10 protein-coding genes are annotated in these 15,928 nt (G+C 56.9%); 5 read left to right on the top strand and 5 right to left on the bottom strand.

What is annotated here, in order from left to right; all coding sequences use genetic code 11:
* Positions 1 to 33: 33 nt before the first annotated feature.
* A complete protein-coding gene (locus RISK_RS03000; RefSeq protein ID WP_236695978.1) occupies positions 34 to 1,404 on the bottom strand; it encodes a DUF5690 family protein in 1,371 nt (456 codons plus the stop codon).
* Between the two features lie 167 nt (positions 1,405 to 1,571).
* Here RISK_RS03000 and RISK_RS03005 point away from each other — a divergent pair, with 167 nt between their 5' ends.
* Positions 1,572 to 2,126 carry a helix-turn-helix domain-containing protein gene (locus tag RISK_RS03005; protein WP_047812782.1) on the top strand — a complete coding sequence of 185 codons (555 nt, stop codon included), beginning with the start codon at positions 1,572 to 1,574 and terminating at the stop codon, positions 2,124 to 2,126.
* 5 nt (positions 2,127 to 2,131) lie between these two features.
* Positions 2,132 to 3,259 carry a zinc-binding dehydrogenase gene (locus tag RISK_RS03010; RefSeq protein WP_236695980.1) on the top strand — a complete coding sequence of 376 codons (1,128 nt, stop codon included), beginning with the start codon at positions 2,132 to 2,134 and terminating at the stop codon, positions 3,257 to 3,259.
* Positions 3,260 to 3,315: 56 nt separating this feature from the next.
* Here the strand turns inward: RISK_RS03010 and RISK_RS03015 are convergent, their stop codons facing one another.
* Positions 3,316 to 7,185, bottom strand: coding sequence for an FHA domain-containing protein (locus RISK_RS03015; RefSeq protein ID WP_047812784.1), 3,870 nt, complete (start codon positions 7,183 to 7,185; stop codon positions 3,316 to 3,318).
* A gap of 529 nt (positions 7,186 to 7,714) precedes the next feature.
* On the opposite strand from RISK_RS03015, the gene RISK_RS03020 reads away from it, so the two are divergent.
* Both RISK_RS03020 and RISK_RS03025 read left to right on the top strand, forming a co-directional pair.
* A complete protein-coding gene (locus RISK_RS03020; RefSeq protein ID WP_047812785.1) occupies positions 7,715 to 8,137 on the top strand; it encodes a TraR/DksA family transcriptional regulator in 423 nt (140 codons plus the stop codon).
* Positions 8,138 to 8,323: 186 nt separating this feature from the next.
* The gene (locus RISK_RS03025) at positions 8,324 to 8,896 is read left to right on the top strand and encodes an adenine phosphoribosyltransferase (protein ID WP_173442605.1); all 573 of its coding nucleotides are present in this window, start codon (positions 8,324 to 8,326) and stop codon (positions 8,894 to 8,896) included.
* 76 nt (positions 8,897 to 8,972) lie between these two features.
* Here the strand turns inward: RISK_RS03025 and RISK_RS03030 are convergent, their stop codons facing one another.
* The 3 genes from RISK_RS03030 to RISK_RS03045 all read right to left on the bottom strand — a co-directional run bounded on the left by RISK_RS03030 (position 8,973) and on the right by RISK_RS03045 (position 14,316).
* Positions 8,973 to 9,866 carry a glycosyltransferase family 2 protein gene (locus RISK_RS03030; RefSeq protein ID WP_047812787.1) on the bottom strand — a complete coding sequence of 298 codons (894 nt, stop codon included), beginning with the start codon at positions 9,864 to 9,866 and terminating at the stop codon, positions 8,973 to 8,975.
* A 225-nt stretch (positions 9,867 to 10,091) separates the two neighbouring features.
* Positions 10,092 to 12,104, bottom strand: coding sequence for a LamG-like jellyroll fold domain-containing protein (locus RISK_RS03035; protein ID WP_047812788.1), 2,013 nt, complete (start codon positions 12,102 to 12,104; stop codon positions 10,092 to 10,094).
* Positions 12,105 to 12,756: 652 nt separating this feature from the next.
* The gene (locus tag RISK_RS03045; RefSeq protein WP_047813004.1) at positions 12,757 to 14,316 is read right to left on the bottom strand and encodes a glycoside hydrolase family protein; all 1,560 of its coding nucleotides are present in this window, start codon (positions 14,314 to 14,316) and stop codon (positions 12,757 to 12,759) included.
* A 412-nt stretch (positions 14,317 to 14,728) separates the two neighbouring features.
* Here RISK_RS03045 and RISK_RS03050 point away from each other — a divergent pair, with 412 nt between their 5' ends.
* Positions 14,729 to 15,925 (top strand): LptF/LptG family permease, encoded by a 1,197-nt coding sequence (locus RISK_RS03050; RefSeq protein WP_047812790.1) that lies wholly within the window; start codon positions 14,729 to 14,731, stop codon positions 15,923 to 15,925.
* Positions 15,926 to 15,928 lie beyond the last annotated feature (3 nt).

Here is a 15,928-nt window from a genome sequence, read left to right on the forward strand (position 1 = left end):
GGGAAGCATGGAATGAGTTGGGATGGTCATGTTTCAATCCGCGACGGCGGCGTCACGAGACTGGCGTGGGATTTTGGTCGTGTAGTGGGCGCAGAGGAAGAGGGTGATGACGCTGGCCAACCCAGCAACGATCACGGATGTGTAGTTCATCAACGAGAGAAAGTTCTGGTCGGAGGTGACTGAATTGCGATACAGCATCACGCCGATGTACCCGAGGTAGCCGAGGGCATCGGCCAAATACATGAGATAGCCAATATTGCCGGATTCTTTGAGGGCCGCGATCATGCGTTCAAACACGGTGGTGTGAAAGGCCACGTAGGGGACGTACATGCCAAACCCCAGCGTCACCATGAATGCCATGGGCGACAGCTTCCCGAGGGCTTGCCCGGCCACCGCGGCCACCACGATCACGAATCCGGTCGCCAGGAGTCCGATCGAAGAAAGAAAGGCGGTGCGATTGTCTCGGATCAGACTGGTCAGTCCGGAGATGGCAACCACTCCGATCATCACCCAGAATTCGGAGCGTGCGAAAACGGTGGGTTCGTTCTGGACACCCAGTTCCGTCCAGATTTCGATTGCGAAGTCGTCTCGCAAACTACGAATGACTGTTAGCAGCACGTAGATCGTCAGCAGGCCGGTCAACCCCAAGGCATGCCGTCGCCAGAAGGCACGTCGTTGTTGACCGTTCATCGGCGAACGTTTGGAACGCAATTGTTCATCTGCGAATGAGGGGGCTGGGATCTGCGACAGCATCCAAACAAACAGAAACAGCGGCAGCAGAAAGATCAGACCGGTGATGGCGGGCATCCAAAACGTCTCGACTTGATAGCTTTCGATCAGAGTGCGGCCGACGGATTTCACAAAGCCCGATGAGAGAATGAAACTGGCACACAATCCGGCGGAGAGTGCTTCGGTGACGGCGCGTCCTTCCAAGAATCCAAGCACCATTCCAAAGACCATTCCCAGTGGCAGACCGTTGACAAACAGCCAGACGAAATTCCATGGGACCGGTGTGATGGCAAACAGGAACAACGCGAGTTCTGCGATTGCGATCAAGGCCACGATTGAGATCGCCCGATAGCGTGGTGGCATTTCAGAGACCACCTTGATGCCAATGAACTTTGACAGGGTGTACCCGGCGACTTGCGCAGTGATCAGGATTGTTTTGTAGCCCACACCGAACGCAAGCATGCCGTCATAGGTGGCCGCAGTGAAGGGCTTGCGAAAGGCATACATGCAGAAGTAGGTGCCAAACGCCGCAATGATGCAGTAGATCGAAAAGGTGGTCGGGTTGGCGTTCGACAACCAACGCGTGAGCGGGCCTCCTTTGAGCACGTCTGCCTGTGTCGCCAAGTCATCTTGTGTGATCGTTGCCTGCCCATTCAGGGAAGCATCCGTGGTCATGGCCATGAAGTCACACAAGGGATTGTGAAGATTGAAAGAAGCCAATGTTGGGCGACGCTCCAAAGCTGGACGCGACTTCGCGATGGTGCAACAATGTTGCTTGACAGTCAACACGCAACGAGGATTCTTCACCTGATTCTCACATTGACGCGATCAGGGGGGCAGGGATGAATTTGGTGGAGTTAGCACAGCGTCTCCGGCAACTCCGTCTGGACAGTGGGATGACCTTGGACGAGGTGGCGCAGCAAAGTGGTCAAACGAAAAGCTGGCTGTCGCGAGTCGAGAATTTTCGGATCACGCCCTCGCTTCCAGCGCTCGCTGAGCTGGCGTCCGCCCTGGGTGTCTCGACCGCGAGTTTGTTGGAAGGTTTGGATGACCGTCCTCAAATCGTTTGTGTTCGGCGCAGCGAGCGGAAACTCATTCAGCGAGATCCGGATTCGACGACGCAGTATTTTTCACTTGCCAGTGAACGGGCTCATCGGACGATGGACCCGTTCTTGTTGAAGGTCCCCAGTGGGGAAGAACGTGAACCGCGAACGCATGAAGGCGAAGAATTTCTGATGGTGTTGAAAGGACGGGTGCGGTTTCTCTACGGCGAGCAGGAGTTCAATCTCTTGAAAGGCGACAGCTTGTATTTCGATAGTGAAGTGGAGCACTGTTTGTCGAATCCGTATGCCAATGAAGCCGAAGTGTTATGCCTTTTTCGGCTGGGACGACCATGAGTGAAATGAAATCAGAAACCGATCTGCGCAACGATCTGCAAAACATCGCGATGGAGTTTGACACCACGCAACGTCGGTTCGTGCAGGCCAAGAAGTTGCTCGAACCACTGTGTGAAGGACAGGTGCTTGTGCGCGTCCTTTGCTGCACGCTGTGTGGCAGCGACTTGCACACGGTTTCAGGGCGACGCTGCGGACATGACGGGGGAGTGCTCGGTCATGAAATCGTGGGCGAAGTCGTGGGGTGGTGCAGTGAACTCACGCCGGTGGATTACCACGGGGTCCCATTGCAGATTGGCCAACGCATCACCTGGGCGATGTCAGTGGGCTGTGAAGCTTGTTTTTACTGCGACAACGAACTGAATCAGAAGTGCGATTCGCTTTTCAAGTACGGCCATGAAGCGAATGGTGGGCATCCAACCGGCGGGCTGAGTGAACACTGCGTGCTGGTCGCGGGAACCCCGATCTTTTCGGTCCCTGCGGTTTTGAGCAACGAGGTGGTCGCACCGGTGAACTGTGCCACGGCCACGGTTTCGGCGGCGCTTCGGTTGGTGAGTCAGACCCATGCGGTCAACGGTGCAACCGTGTTAATTGTTGGCGCGGGCATGCTTGGGTTGACCGCGGCGGCCCAATGCAGAGAAGCGGGAGCGGCGCGAATTGTGGTGGCGGATCCCAACGAAGAAAGAGCGAAGTTGGCTCTGGCGTTTGGGGCCACCGATGTGCTTGCCAGCGATTCCGCAGAGCAGCGTCAGGCAAGGTTGCTGGAATTGACCGCTGGTCGTGGAGTGGACCTGGCAATCGACTTTGCCGGGGTCACCACCGCTGTGGAAGCTTGTTTGGAATCCGTGCGACTCGGTGGATGCGTGATGTTGGTGGGATCTGTGTTCCCGTCAGATCCGGTGGCTCTGTATCCGGAGCAGGTGGTTCGCCGAATGCTGACCCTTCGCGGTTTGCACAACTATCTGCCGCGAGATCTCGACAGTGGTCTGCAGTTTTTGGAACGCAACCACCAACGCTTTCCCTTTGAGTCCTTGGTGGGGAAGCGTTTTTCACTCGCCGATGTGGATCAAGCGTTCGAATTCGCCATGCAGCAGCGACCTGTTCGAGTCGCCGTGTATCCGTCGACGAGCGATTGAGTTTTGGAGGCAGTCGGCGTTCGTTTGCCAAGCAAACTCCTGCCCGTCAGTCGAGCTCATTCAACGATTTCAGCGTCGACGGTTTCCGGTTGCGTTTTCTTGCTCGGCTTGGTCGAGCGGTTGCGTGCGACGGACAACAGCGTCATGCCTTCTTTCACGCAGATGACTGCGATCAAGAGAGCAGCCACAGCGGCGACGATCTTCAGCATGCCTTGCGCGACGAAGGCCACCGCGGCGATGCCGCAGATGATGGCCACAGCCGCTTGCATGAACTTGACCATCGCTTGCACACGAGAACTGTGTGTTTGTGACTTGGCACTTCGTTCGACAGCACTGCGGGCACTTTCGTTTGCCAGTTCTCTCATCGCGGAGAGATTGCTGTTTCGTTCGGGGGCCTGTGACCGAGGGATCAATGGAGCATCCGGGTCGACCGGGGTGATGGTCTCTAGTTCCGATTCGATGGTTTCTGCGACGGGAAGCTGCGACACAACTGGCTTCGCGACAGTCTTCGGTGATTTGGGCGTCTCCGGTTCGGAGTCGGTGCCGGATTGCTTCTGGACGCGTTGCAGGAGCCGGTTCATGTAGGCTTCGATGGAGTCGTCATCTGGTTCATCGGAGTCCGATGCGACGACCGTTTCCGTCGTGGTCTCTTCGGTGCTTGGCAGTTCGATGCCGACGGGTTCGACTTCAACGTCCGCGAGCGTCGACTCATATTCTTCGGCGACGTCAAAGGACTCATCCGACTCTGGCTGATCCCAGGAATAGGATTGTGTGCCGGAGGCTTCGAGTGCCTCTTGGTTCGGTTCTGCTACATCGTCCGTTTCATCGAGGTTCGCAGGTTCGAATTGGGCAACGTCCGAATCCAAATTCGCTGCATAATCGGTTTGGCCGTCCCACATTTGGGTGCCGGTGTCCGCCATGTCGTCTTCGTGGCGAGGCTGCTCTTCACTCTCGCTGCCACTTTTTTCCGCGTTGAGATCACGAATCAGTTGGTCAGCCAAACTGAGTGGTGATGGGGTCTCAACGTCATCGACGTCATCAACCTCTTCGGCCGAATTGATCGAGGTGAATCCGCTGGTTGATGATTCCTGGTCGTCGAAGGAACGGTCCAGATCAACGGTTGCCCAGGGGTTCTCGGTTTGCGATTCCGCATCGAGATCGAAGCCCATGGTGGCCGCATTCAGTTCTGCTTCCACTTCTTGAACCATCGAGTTTGGTTCGTCGTCGGTCTCAAATGCGTTCTCAGAGGCGGGGTTTTCGGAAGTCCATTCCTGAGACAGTCGAGCTTCGCGAATTTGGTCGGCTTCTTCTTGGGCGGCGGCCGTGAATTCAGCAGCGAACTGTTGAACGCCGGCATCCTCGTTGGAATCCTCAGCGTCGGTCCAGGGATTGGCGGAAGCGTCGGTGTCCAATTCCGGATCAGCGGCAACGGTTGCGTTTTCGTTGCGGATCTCATTGTCGTGATTCGCTTCAGGCAAGTCGTTGATTTCGTTGGTCGAACGAAACGCTTCTTGAGTCGGTTGGTCGGCGAGCCTGTCTTCTGGCAGCAACAGCGATTCAGATTCTTCGGGCCACCCAGGTGACGAGGGATCGTCCGCCAGCGGTTCTGGTGTGGCAAGTCCGACAGGATCCGCGATCGAAACGTTTGACTCGGCGTCGTCGAATCCCTTCGCTTGAGCACTGTCATAGGTTGGCCAAGCATCCTCGTCGGATTCTTGTTCGACGGTTTCTTCGGCGATCGGGGTGCTCCAGCTGGCAGCCTTTTCTTCGGCCTCTTGCAGCAGTCGATCCGTTTCGGAGTCGTGGACCATGCTCAGGGCTTCGTCGATCAGTTCGTCGGCCCCATGGGCGTCGGACGTGGACGGTGATCCCACGGATTCTGGGTCTGTTTCACTGGCAATGTGCAGTCCCACTGCGTCCGCGGTTGGCGAGGACACGTCTGGTTCCTCAGCGATGTCGCTGGCTTCGAGCGGTGTCGCTTCGTCGTCGCGAGCGATGGAGGACTCGGGGGCCTCTTCCAACGAGTCGTCATCTTCGGTCGAAGTTGCTGCGGCTGAAAGCAGACCCAGTCGGAAGTTGGAGGGGGCGTCTTTGGGTTCGTCGACGGATTTCCCGCTGATCAGTTGGCGGGTTTCCTCTTCGAGTCGTTCGATTTGATCGAGCGTGTCGTCATGGTCCCGATTGGAGCGGTCGAACAACTGACGAGTTTCTGAAACTTCTCGCTCGGCGCGGAGACGCTGTTTTTCAGACGAATTGTACTTGGCTTTGAACTCGTCGCGTTGCTCTTCCGTGACCAACAAAGTTTCGCGAAGTTTGTCGTTGTCTTCGCGGAGTTGAGCGAGTTGTTGTTCGGCTTGTGCAAGGCTGATCGTCAGCTCATCCACGCCGGTTCGCAGCGCGTCCATCTCATCGCTCCACGACGTCCGGTCGGTGTCGTGACGATCCTCTGATTCGCGGACCCGTGCCTCGAGTTCACCGATGGTGGTGCGAGCGTGCTGGCAATCACGACGCAGTGCCTCGGCTTCTTTGCGAGCGTCGGAGATCTCGATCTGGAGACTTTCGATCTCTTGTCGGAGAGATTCCTCGGTCTTGAGCAGGTCATCGCAACGTTTCTGACTCTCACTGGCCTTGGCATCGCTGCTGGCCTTTTGGTCGAGTGCCTCGTCGCGTTCTTGGTTGGCTCGTTCTCGTTGGGCAATGGCTTCGTCGCGTGCCGTTGACAGCTCGTTGCATTGGCGAGCGTGTTCTTCGACGCGTTCCATTCCCATCGACTGCAGTGATTCTTGTTGTTCACCAAGGGCGAGCAACTGTTCATTGAGCGAGGCAAACTTCGTGCGCATTTGGGTCACCGCTTCCGCGGCAGCATCGGCTTGGCTTTGCGATGCTTTCAATTGCTGGCGAGTTTCAGTGAGTCGACGTTCGCTGTCGCGTTCACGTTCGAAGAGGGATTCTTTTTCCTGCAGCAGTTCTTCGATTTGGGTTCGGTATTGCTCGTCGCGACCCTGTAAACGCTGCTGTTGCGTGTGCCATTCTTCGCGTTGCGTTTCCAACTGTTGTTGTTGAGTGGCAAGCTGGTTTTGACGATCGGTCAGCTCGCGATGACGAACTTGGAATTCGGCGTGCAGTTCGACCGCGGCGGTTTCTTGAGAACGAATTTCGTCCTCGCGTTCCCGCAACGCTTTGAATTGGGATTCGAGCTGTTCGGATTGCCGTTGCAATTCGTCTTGTCGTTCACGCACCCATTGGTCGTGTTGTTCCGCTTCTTCTTTGAGCTTGTGCCAACGCGCCGCTTCCTTTTGGAATTCAACGTTGGAATCAAACATCGAGGCTGGTGTGCCGGATGCCAGGCGAGGCACCGATTCAGCGAAGCGGTGCGCCGTGGGTTTGCTGGCCTCAGCCAACTTGGCTTGAACCAGTTCGAATTCATAGTTGCCAAGGCCGAGCACGTCGCCTTGTTGCAGAATCCCCTCGGTGACACGAACGTTGTTGATCAGCAACGGGATCGAGTAGGCCCGAATGAGGATGCGGTGCGCATCTCGAATCAGGACCGCATGAAGTGGACGGAGGGTTGGATCGTCGAGGCGGATCGAGCATCCCACTCCATTGCCAAGCGTGTAGCGAGCGCCAGCGAGTCGCAATCGTCGCGTGGGATGATCTTTGCATCGCACTCGAAACTCAATCGCGCCGTCTTGATTCCACATGGTGCCATGATCGCCCAGCGGTTTGCTGTGCGATGGGCCGGATGAGGGTCTGCCAGTGGAATCCACTTCGGAAGACGCCGCGTGACGCGGCTGGTTCAACCAACTCGTCGCGGTTCCTTCGCCTGTGGAGCGATTCGACACCTCCGACCGAGCGGGAGCCGCAAAGGCAGTGACGGAGTCGGATTCGGTGTGTGTTGGTGTATTCGAGGAGTCAGTTGCCACCACGGAGTTCCTTCTCACGGGAATGCTTTCTTGAGAACGGCAAAGTGTCCCGAAAGCGATTGCGTCGGACCTGTATGGGGAGGGTCCGGTCGAGTTTCGGTTCACTTCGTTTCCGTTCAAGCGGTTCGGAGTAACCACTTGTTCCTGTTAGTTCGGTTGAACCGACCAGGGGCATGAAGGCATTTGGTCCGTTTTGGCAAACTTTGCGGCTTCCGGGTGACTTTGCAGGGGGGGAAGTGTCTGGTTGAATGCTTGTGGCCTGGAAGAGGGGGGATTCCTCGGCCGGGGGGATCGTCAGCCAGGGTTCCCGTGCAATCGGAAATTCTTCCCCGTTGGCGCCCTGAAAACGTAGAAAAGGTCCCTTTAGTGGAAGGGAAGGCTTTTCCTCGATCTACCCTAATGAAACCGGGGTTTGACTCGGTGTGCAGCTAGGAACGCTCCATTTGAGTGAACTTGAATGGCTCGGCGTGCGTCACAGTCAGTGCCGTAGTTGGGTCGGTTCCGGTCACTTTGCCAGCCAAAGAGGTGAATAATGTCTCGCGATGAAACACTGAAAAAGCTTCGGGTCACGTTGCTCCGGCGTCGGGATGCGCTTCGAAGGGCTTTGGAGGGCGATCTCAGCCTGTTGCAGGAACTTCACAATCAGAAAACCGGCGACGCTCTGGATGCCGCCGCGGATACGGTCCAGGACGAACTGAACAGTCAGTTGGTTGAGGTCGAAAGCCGCGAATTGCTAGCAATCGAAGAAGCGATCGCGAGGTTCGAGGAAGGGCGATTTGGTGAGTGTGAAGATTGCGGGAAGCCCATTCCGTTGAACCGTCTCCGAGCCATTCCGTACGCGATGGATTGCATCACTTGCCGTCGCGCGGCGGAGCGAGAGGGGGCTTCTGGGGTGGTTGCGCCGACTGAATGGAATCGCATTTTCGATACACCGGAAGTGGATCCAGCGGTTTGATTCGAAGGAGTCTCGCTTTGGCACGCTCGTCGGACGCCGATTTAGCGAAAGTTGCTGTTTGACCGGGCGGCGATTGGGTTGCCCGGTGTGAGACGTGCGTGTTGATTCGTTAGGATGCGGCAAACAGGTTGATCAATATTGTGTGATCAGCTGGACTTTGTTTCTCAACGAAAATCGTATCAGCACATGGATCTGCGTCATCACGTTCGTGACATCCCGGATTATCCCAAGCCCGGCATTCTTTTTCGGGACATCACTCCCCTGCTCGCTCATCCGGATGCGCTCAATGCGGCGGTCGATGAGATGGCGAAGCCTTTTCTCGACCAGAAGATCGACGTGGTCGCGGCCGCCGAAGCTCGAGGATTCATCTTCGGAACGCCCTTGGCGATGCGGCTCAACGCGGGGTTCGTGCCGATCCGAAAACCGGGCAAGCTGCCCTTCGATTTGCACTCCTTTGCGTACGAACTGGAGTACGGCACCGACGAGTTGCAAATTCACGTGGATGGAATCAAACCCGGCCAACGGGTGTTGATTGTGGATGACCTGTTGGCCACCGGGGGAACGGTGGAAGCCTGTTTGCGTCTGCTGGAAAAATGCGACGCTGAAATTGTCGGCTGCTCGTTCTTGATCCATCTGGTCGCCTTGGGAGGCGAAGCTCGTTTGTCGCCGTACCACATTCACAGTGTGTTGGAATACGGTGGCGATGATGCGGAGGATGAACTCAGCATCCAAAACCGGCCGCCCGGACCGAGTGTTTGATTCAAGTGGCTCAGGGTCACAGGTCACAGGTCACAGGTCACAGGACTGGCGGGGTGATTGTTCGCCCCGCAGTGGTTCATCTGCCGTTGCGGTGAGCGATCAAGCTGCGCAGAGTTGTCATCGCGGTTCGAGCGTTGCGGGAGTATTCAGGGGCTCGCAGGTCAGCGTTGTAGTGCGTGGGCACTTCCATGATCGTCAGCGCTGACTTCGCAACTTTGGCGGTGATCTCGGCGTCGATTCCAGGTCCGGTTTCAGTCAACGGCAAGGAGCGGATCAAATCGCCCAAGAAGACTTTGTGGCCGGTTTCGAGATCCGAAAGGTGCAGTCCGGTGGTCATGTTGCTGCAGGAGGTCAGGCAGCGGTTGACGATGCGGCACATTCGGTTGCCCAGTCCACCACGCAAGTTGTTTTGGTGTGATCCGCCGCGACGCATGGAGCGTGAACCATAAACGACATCGGCTTGTTCTTCGAGAATGGGCCAGATCGCGCCGAGTAGATCGGCTGGGTCGTAGGCCATGTCTGCGTCTTGAATGGCAACGACGTGGCCACGGGTGTGACGCAAAGCCATGCGGATGGTGGAACCGCGGCCATGATGACGCAGTCGTCGCAGGATGGTGCGGTTGGGCCGCAAAGGCAACCCACGCAGGTAATGCCAACTTCCATCCACGCTGCCGTCATCGACCAGGATGGTTTCCGTTGCCGGAGGCATGACTTCTTCGATGCGATCAATCACTTCGGGAATGAATTCCCGGCAATTGTGAATGGGAACGATGACCGAGACATCGATTTGTTTGACCGGCGAAGCACCGCTGGCAATTTGGTTTGCTTCGGCAATCAGTCCGAGTGTGTCGTCGATCCGCCGAAGGATCTCATCCGGGTTGAGCGTCTCTTCCCGAGTGGTCAGCGCTTGGTCCAGATCTTCAGGTGCCGCCAGGTACTTCTCGACACTTGGTTGGAAAGTCGTCGTCATAGGTTGTCGCTTTGAAGTTGCCGTGTGAATCGCTGTGGAATAGCGATCGGGGCACATCGCCACGGAAACTATGGGCAACGAATCTCAGCCGAGCATGCTCGACCGAGATTTTCGATTGAGAGGACCTTCCCTTTGGTACCTCTTGTTTCGGATTGCAACGGTTGCAGCAATCGAGGACAGCAGGCCACATCGAAGACGTGGCCTGCGTCACGACCGTTCAGCGAATCAGGGAGCGGTGAACTTCGAATTGGGACCCAGAGTTCCCATTCCCGCGGCGGGACTGTGGTCGAGCACATAGGGTCCCAGGGTTCGGTCCAGGTGCAGCAGCAATCGAGTTTCGGCGGTCGGTTTCAGACGGCGAGCCGGTTCGAAGTCTTCCGTGTAAACAGCACCGGTCGTGATCCGAACCTCGTCGATCTTGCCCAGGAACGGTCGTGTCGGTTGTCCGGCATTGTCCGTGTCGGCTCCCACGTACAACGGGTAAGTGTTGGTCTTGCGAGTGCCCTTGGCGGCGACGGACGCGAGCTGCTTGCCTCCCACATAGATCCGTACATTTTCACCATCGAAGATACCGGCCACGTGAGTCCACTTGTTCACGGCAAGTTTGTCCTTGGCTCCGGCGGAGTAGTACTTGCCGTCCAGGTTGACGTCAAATTGAGGCACTCCCTCATCGGAGAAGATCGCGAATTCGCTTCTTTCCGTTTTGGCGATCACGCCACGCATGCCTTCTGTCTGGCTGGGGTTCAGCCAAGCTTCCAGCGTGAACGGGCCGTCGGGCAACGCCAGTGATTCCGAATCGACGCGAATCGCGGAACGCTCGCCGGTCACTTCCAGGCACTGGTTGTTCTGACCGCTGAAGTAGTCCGCTGGCACGGCGGCCAATTGCAGTTGGACAGGCGTCGAGACGCTGGGCAGCTCAATGCGAGTGGAGTCGCCGATGATGACACGATCCAGTTCGATCCGAGGGATCGTCCAGGTCGCGGTGTCGTCGGCGAGACGTCGGAGTTTCACCGTGAATGTTTCGCTGGTTCCAGCCGCCAAGGTGAAGTGGTCGTGATCCAGTGAGCTGAGCCAATCTCGCGACGCGATTCCGACCGACGCGGTCACATCCATGTCACGTGGCGAAGGGTTCTTGATCGTCACCGTGACTTGTCCAGCGGCAGATCCATCGGTGTTCAATAGAAGTTCGCTGTCGGTGATCATCGGACGTACTTTGCGAGCTTGATTGATCTCGTCTACAAACTCGGGTGTGAATTGGGTTGGGTCCATGACCGCGCCAACTGGCAACGATGCGACCGAGATGTCATCGGGACGAACGGTGACCACGTTCAAGTGATGCAGGTAACCCGCACCGGGGATGTCCGCCGATAGGTTTCCACCGGTCGTCGCCAGTGTGTAGTACTCGATGCCATCTTTGGGGCCATCGTAGCGCATGTGGTGAATGTGGCCGGCGAACACGGCGGAAACATTGCCCGCGTCCTTCATCAGGCCATGGACGGCGTCCCAGTTCGATCCGGTGTAGCCGCCACCGATCCAGCGAGGGTGGTGCAGGAAGACGAACACGTGATCCAAGTCTTTGTGTTGCTTCAGGGCTTCGGTGAGAAACTCGAGCTGCTTGTCGCTCATCCGTTGAAGCTTGCCGACATTGAATGCCTTTTGGTTGGTGACAGGGTCCCCCTCGTCGCTGTAGAGAACGACAAAGCCAGCGTTCTTGTGGCGGAACGTGTACCAAAGTGGGCCGAAGTGTTCTTCGTAGTTTGAGTCGTGTTGGCCCTGGGGTGCGGGACCTTTGCCACGCCAGTACACGTCGTGGTTGCCAGCCACGGGGAACCAACGCACATCCAGTTCGTTCATGATCTCTTTGTACTCGGCCATCTGCCGCATCCACTCGGGTTTCTCGTTGTACCCTTGGATCAAATCACCCACCGTCATCACCAAGTCGGGCGACAACAAGTTGGTGTCCTGGACGGCTTGTTCCAACACCTTCAGTCCAGCGGGAACGCCACCGGTACGGTCACCGTAGACGACGAATTGAAACGCGTCTTCTTCCACGGCCAGCGGCAGAACCTGCGAACTCTCTCGAGTCGTGTAGAAGCTTTCGTTGGGCGGGTGCTCATGCGAGTGGCTTTCGTCACCATCATGGGCGGACGATGTGGCTGTCAGGCCAGCGGCGGAAACGAGGCACAAAAGCCCCGCCGCGAACGATTTGTTCAGGAGGGGGGAAAAACAGGTGGGCATGTTGCAATTTCGAGCAAGGAGGGGGCGTGGAAAAACAAGGCATCAACCTACGCAATCCAGAGTTTAGCCCAAGTGGACCAGCTGTGAATTTTGAGCGAAGAACTGGAGGGTGAGACTACTTGAGTTCCCCACCCTGGGGAGGGCGAGTTGCTTCGTGCTTTAGACTCCCCTCGGAGATCAAAAACAGAGCCCAGGGTGCCAGCCTGGATTCGAAACGGCGGGAATAGTGAGGGGGCATGCTGGATCACGAGGTGCAACAACTGCCGTCGCTCCGCCACTGGTTGTGTGGGGCCGGGGGATCGAACAACCGCGGAGCGGTGACATCGGTCAGTCTCGGGGCTTTGATCCGAGGTTTTGGTTGCAAACCCATGCCGGGAAAGCCGCGGAGCGGCGACAGATGGCGAGCGATGAGTGGTGGATTGCAAATTGCAAAATGCAAATCTCAAAATCGGGGCTGGCGTGGGGATGTGGTGCGGTGCCTCGCTCACGCGTCGGGCTTTCCATTCGACGGGCTTGGAAGCCCATCGTACGGCGAGCACGAGCACGAGCACGAGCACGAGAAGCTAGAAGCTAGAAGCTAGAAGCTAGAAGCTAGAAGCTAGAAGCCTCAGGCCACCTCACGCTTCGGGATAGGAAGCGCGCGAAACGAGGGTCAGCCGTTGGCGAGATGTTCATCCGATTGGATGGGTGGGGTGAAACGCTCGACAGTCAGGTGGGACACCCGCAGGTTGCCGCTTTCCAGGTTGAATCCGACGGCACCCTGGTGGAACGTTTGGTCTGCCAATGAGAGCAACACATGGCCGCCGACGGACACCTCGATGTAGCTGCCGTAAGCAATCAATTGCAGTTCGACTTCGCCTCGGATTTCTCGTTCCCAGTATCCAGCTTGCAGGCTTTGGAACTGCATCGTTTCTTCGCCCGAGCCGTCGGGCCCGCTGCCCCAGGCACGCAATTGAGCGACACCTTTGAACAGATCCAGCGACAGGTAGTATCCGTCATGCGTTTCGCGATCGAGTCGAAACCCAACACCGCATTTGCCCTCGTCCATCATCTTCAGATGACATTTCAATCGAAAGCAGCTGAGGTTTTCGTCCAAAACAAAGCACTGGAAACCAGACTCGCAATCCAAGTCAAATGAGTTGTCTTTGGAAGTCCGAGCGGACTGGCATGCGACGGGTTTGATGGGGGAGAGTTGCTCGACCTGGATCGAACGATCGACCAAGGAGTCGAAGCCTTCAAACGTGTGGACTTCCAGTTGGCCGTTTGGCAATCTTGAGATGCGTTTCGGAGGTGGCATCAAATTTCCGGTTTGCCGATCATCGCCGCCGGGCGTGAAGAAGCTCCAAAGCAAAACACCATGGTCATCAATCGTGATTCGGCCGGCGTAGTTGCCGGTGGCCAGTAGCACGTTGTCGGAGTAGGTCCGCCATGGTTTGCCGATTTTCTCGGTGTGCCAATACCGGATCTTGGCATCTTCCCGCATGCTGCCGACGAGATAGTAGTCGCCGTTGATCTTGAACAGGTTGGGCACTTCGATGTCGTCGTACAGGCCGGGATGATGAAGTGGAGGTCGTTGTTGGAACTGGTTGGGTTCCACCTCTTCCATCACCGCCACACAGCCGCGGCGAACAATCGGGCCGTGGTTGACTCGGCCTGCCGCCAGCAACCAGCCGCGTCCGTTTTCGTGGTAATAGAACGGGTCTCGCCAGGAAACCCAGTTGCGAGCTTCATCAATCTCTGACTCGTAGTGCTCGCGATCGGGACTGAGTGGGAAGCAGCTTTTCATGTCTTGTTTGAACGGAGGCTGGGGCGGCCGTCCGGGCAGATCGTACGGCAAAGCGGATCGCCGATCTTTCCACGCAACGGGGGCCTTCGTCCAGCAATACAGGTCATCGCTTTCTGCCATCCCGAGTCGTTGTTTCGCGCCGTGGTCTCGCCGTGACAGCCCGGTGTAGAACATCCGCCACGATCCGGGCCGGTGCGGGTTGGGGCTGACATGCATTGTCCACAGCATGGAATCATCCCATCCGCCGGGGTTGCCAATGAACAAGGCGTTCTCGACACGTCGCCACGAGAAGCAGTTGTCACTGACGGCGTGTGCGATGAAGTCGTGGTTGGGAAGGACGAGATGAAAAAGATGGTAGATGCCGTCGTGATAGAGGACATCGACGTCACCGAGAGTCTTGCGGGTGCCGGCTGTTTCTGAATACATGCAGATGGAAGGTGAAAAGGACGTGGCGGCCAGGTGGAGCGGTGAAACTTGCGAGCCAGCTTGTGGTGGATCGCAGAATTGAGATCGACCTGGATCTGACAACAGATTCTGCTTGGAAGAAGGGAAAGGTTGAAGCCCACCGCACACGGCTATTCGGCTCTCGCGATGGATTTGTCAGAAACGAGGGAGAGCGGCGGAGAGAAATTGCGTGAAACGAGCGGGGTGGATGGCGTTTCACGCACAGCAGGGGCGATTTGCCCGCAATTCCGCCAGGGAGGAAGCTGAGCGATCGCCGACGAGAGGCTGGTGGGAGGGGATGAAGGGTGTACAGAGCTGATCTGTCAGCGGCGCCGTCGTTTTGCTACTTCTGAAGTTTGAAAGAGTACGCTTCCGCCGACTTGATTCAGAACCAGTGATTCCAACCCGTCTGACTCGCACGATTCTCTTCGAGATCCTCCGGATCTTTATCGTTGCGCTGTTCGTGTTGACGACCCTGATTCTGCTGATTGCGGTCGGACGCGAATTGATTCGCAAGGGTTTGGGGCCGATGGCGGTCCTGCAACTGTTGCCTTTCGCGATCCCGATTTCACTGCAGCACGCGGTTCCGGCGACGGCGTTGTTTTCGGTTTGCTGCGTCTATGGACGGATGGCCGCTGATGGAGAGATTTCCACGGTCAAAGCATCGGGGATCTCACCACTGAGGTTGCTGCAGCCTGCGATCGTGTTCGCTGCTTTGCTCAGCCCGGTCGCGGTGTACTGCAGCGACATGGCGGTTTCGTGGGGAAAGCCTGGCGTCAAACGAGTCGTGTTGCTCTCGATCGAAGACATCGCCTATCGGTTGTTGGAATCCGATCACTCGTACACTTCGGATCATGGTTTCTCGATTCATGTCCGCGAGATTGTGGATCGCCGCATGATTTCGCCGCGTGTGACCGTGCGTGGCAAAGGCGACGATGCGTTCACCGTGACCGCCAGTGAAGGTCAGTTGATGATGGACGAAGAGACGCAGTCTCTCGTTCTAAAACTGGTCGACAGCGAAATGATTCGTGGCAAAGCTCTGCAGGGATTCATTCCTGGGGAGCATCGTTTCGAAATTCCGTTGGGCAACGCGTTGGAAGAAGATGACATTTCAACGCGGAGTCCCAGTGAGTTGCCGTTGCGATTGATTCGGAATGAACGCCTTCGGCAACGGGAACGCACGCACGCGAAAATTGGGGAGTTGGCCGCGTTCACCGGGTTTTCATTGTTGACCTCACGGCCCTCTGAAATTGGGGGTGAAAAATCGGCGTTGATTCAGTCGAATCTGCAGGCCAGTCGCCATCGTCTGACGCGTTTGCAGACGGAGCCATGGCGTCGGTGGGCGGAAGGGTTCACCTGTTTCTTCTTTGTGCTGGTGGGAGCTCCGCTTGCCATCCTTGCCAAGACCAGTGATTACTGGACGACGTTTGGGATGTGTTTTCTGCCGACCATTCTGGTTTATTACCCGCTCTATTTGTTGGGGCTGGACCAGGCCAAGGCGGGTGACATGCCGCCGTATGGGGTTTGGATCGGCAACGTGGTGTTGTCCGGTGTCGGCATGGTCTTGGTCGCTCGCGTGCGGCGGTATTGAAGG

It is taken from the genome of Rhodopirellula islandica, assembly GCF_001027925.1.
Taxonomy (GTDB): Bacteria; Planctomycetota; Planctomycetia; order Pirellulales; family Pirellulaceae; genus Rhodopirellula; species Rhodopirellula islandica.

Coding starts and splice junctions, on each gene's coding strand:
- RISK_RS03000 (WP_236695978.1), bottom strand. CDS start 1,404: ATGACCACGGATGCTTCCCTGAATGGGCAGGCAACGATCACACAAGAT.
- RISK_RS03005 (WP_047812782.1), top strand. CDS start 1,572: ATGAATTTGGTGGAGTTAGCACAGCGTCTCCGGCAACTCCGTCTGGAC.
- RISK_RS03010 (WP_236695980.1), top strand. CDS start 2,132: ATGAAATCAGAAACCGATCTGCGCAACGATCTGCAAAACATCGCGATG.
- RISK_RS03020 (WP_047812785.1), top strand. CDS start 7,715: ATGTCTCGCGATGAAACACTGAAAAAGCTTCGGGTCACGTTGCTCCGG.
- RISK_RS03025 (WP_173442605.1), top strand. CDS start 8,324: ATGGATCTGCGTCATCACGTTCGTGACATCCCGGATTATCCCAAGCCC.
- RISK_RS03030 (WP_047812787.1), bottom strand. CDS start 9,866: ATGACGACGACTTTCCAACCAAGTGTCGAGAAGTACCTGGCGGCACCT.
- RISK_RS03035 (WP_047812788.1), bottom strand. CDS start 12,104: ATGCCCACCTGTTTTTCCCCCCTCCTGAACAAATCGTTCGCGGCGGGG.
- RISK_RS03045 (WP_047813004.1), bottom strand. CDS start 14,316: ATGTATTCAGAAACAGCCGGCACCCGCAAGACTCTCGGTGACGTCGAT.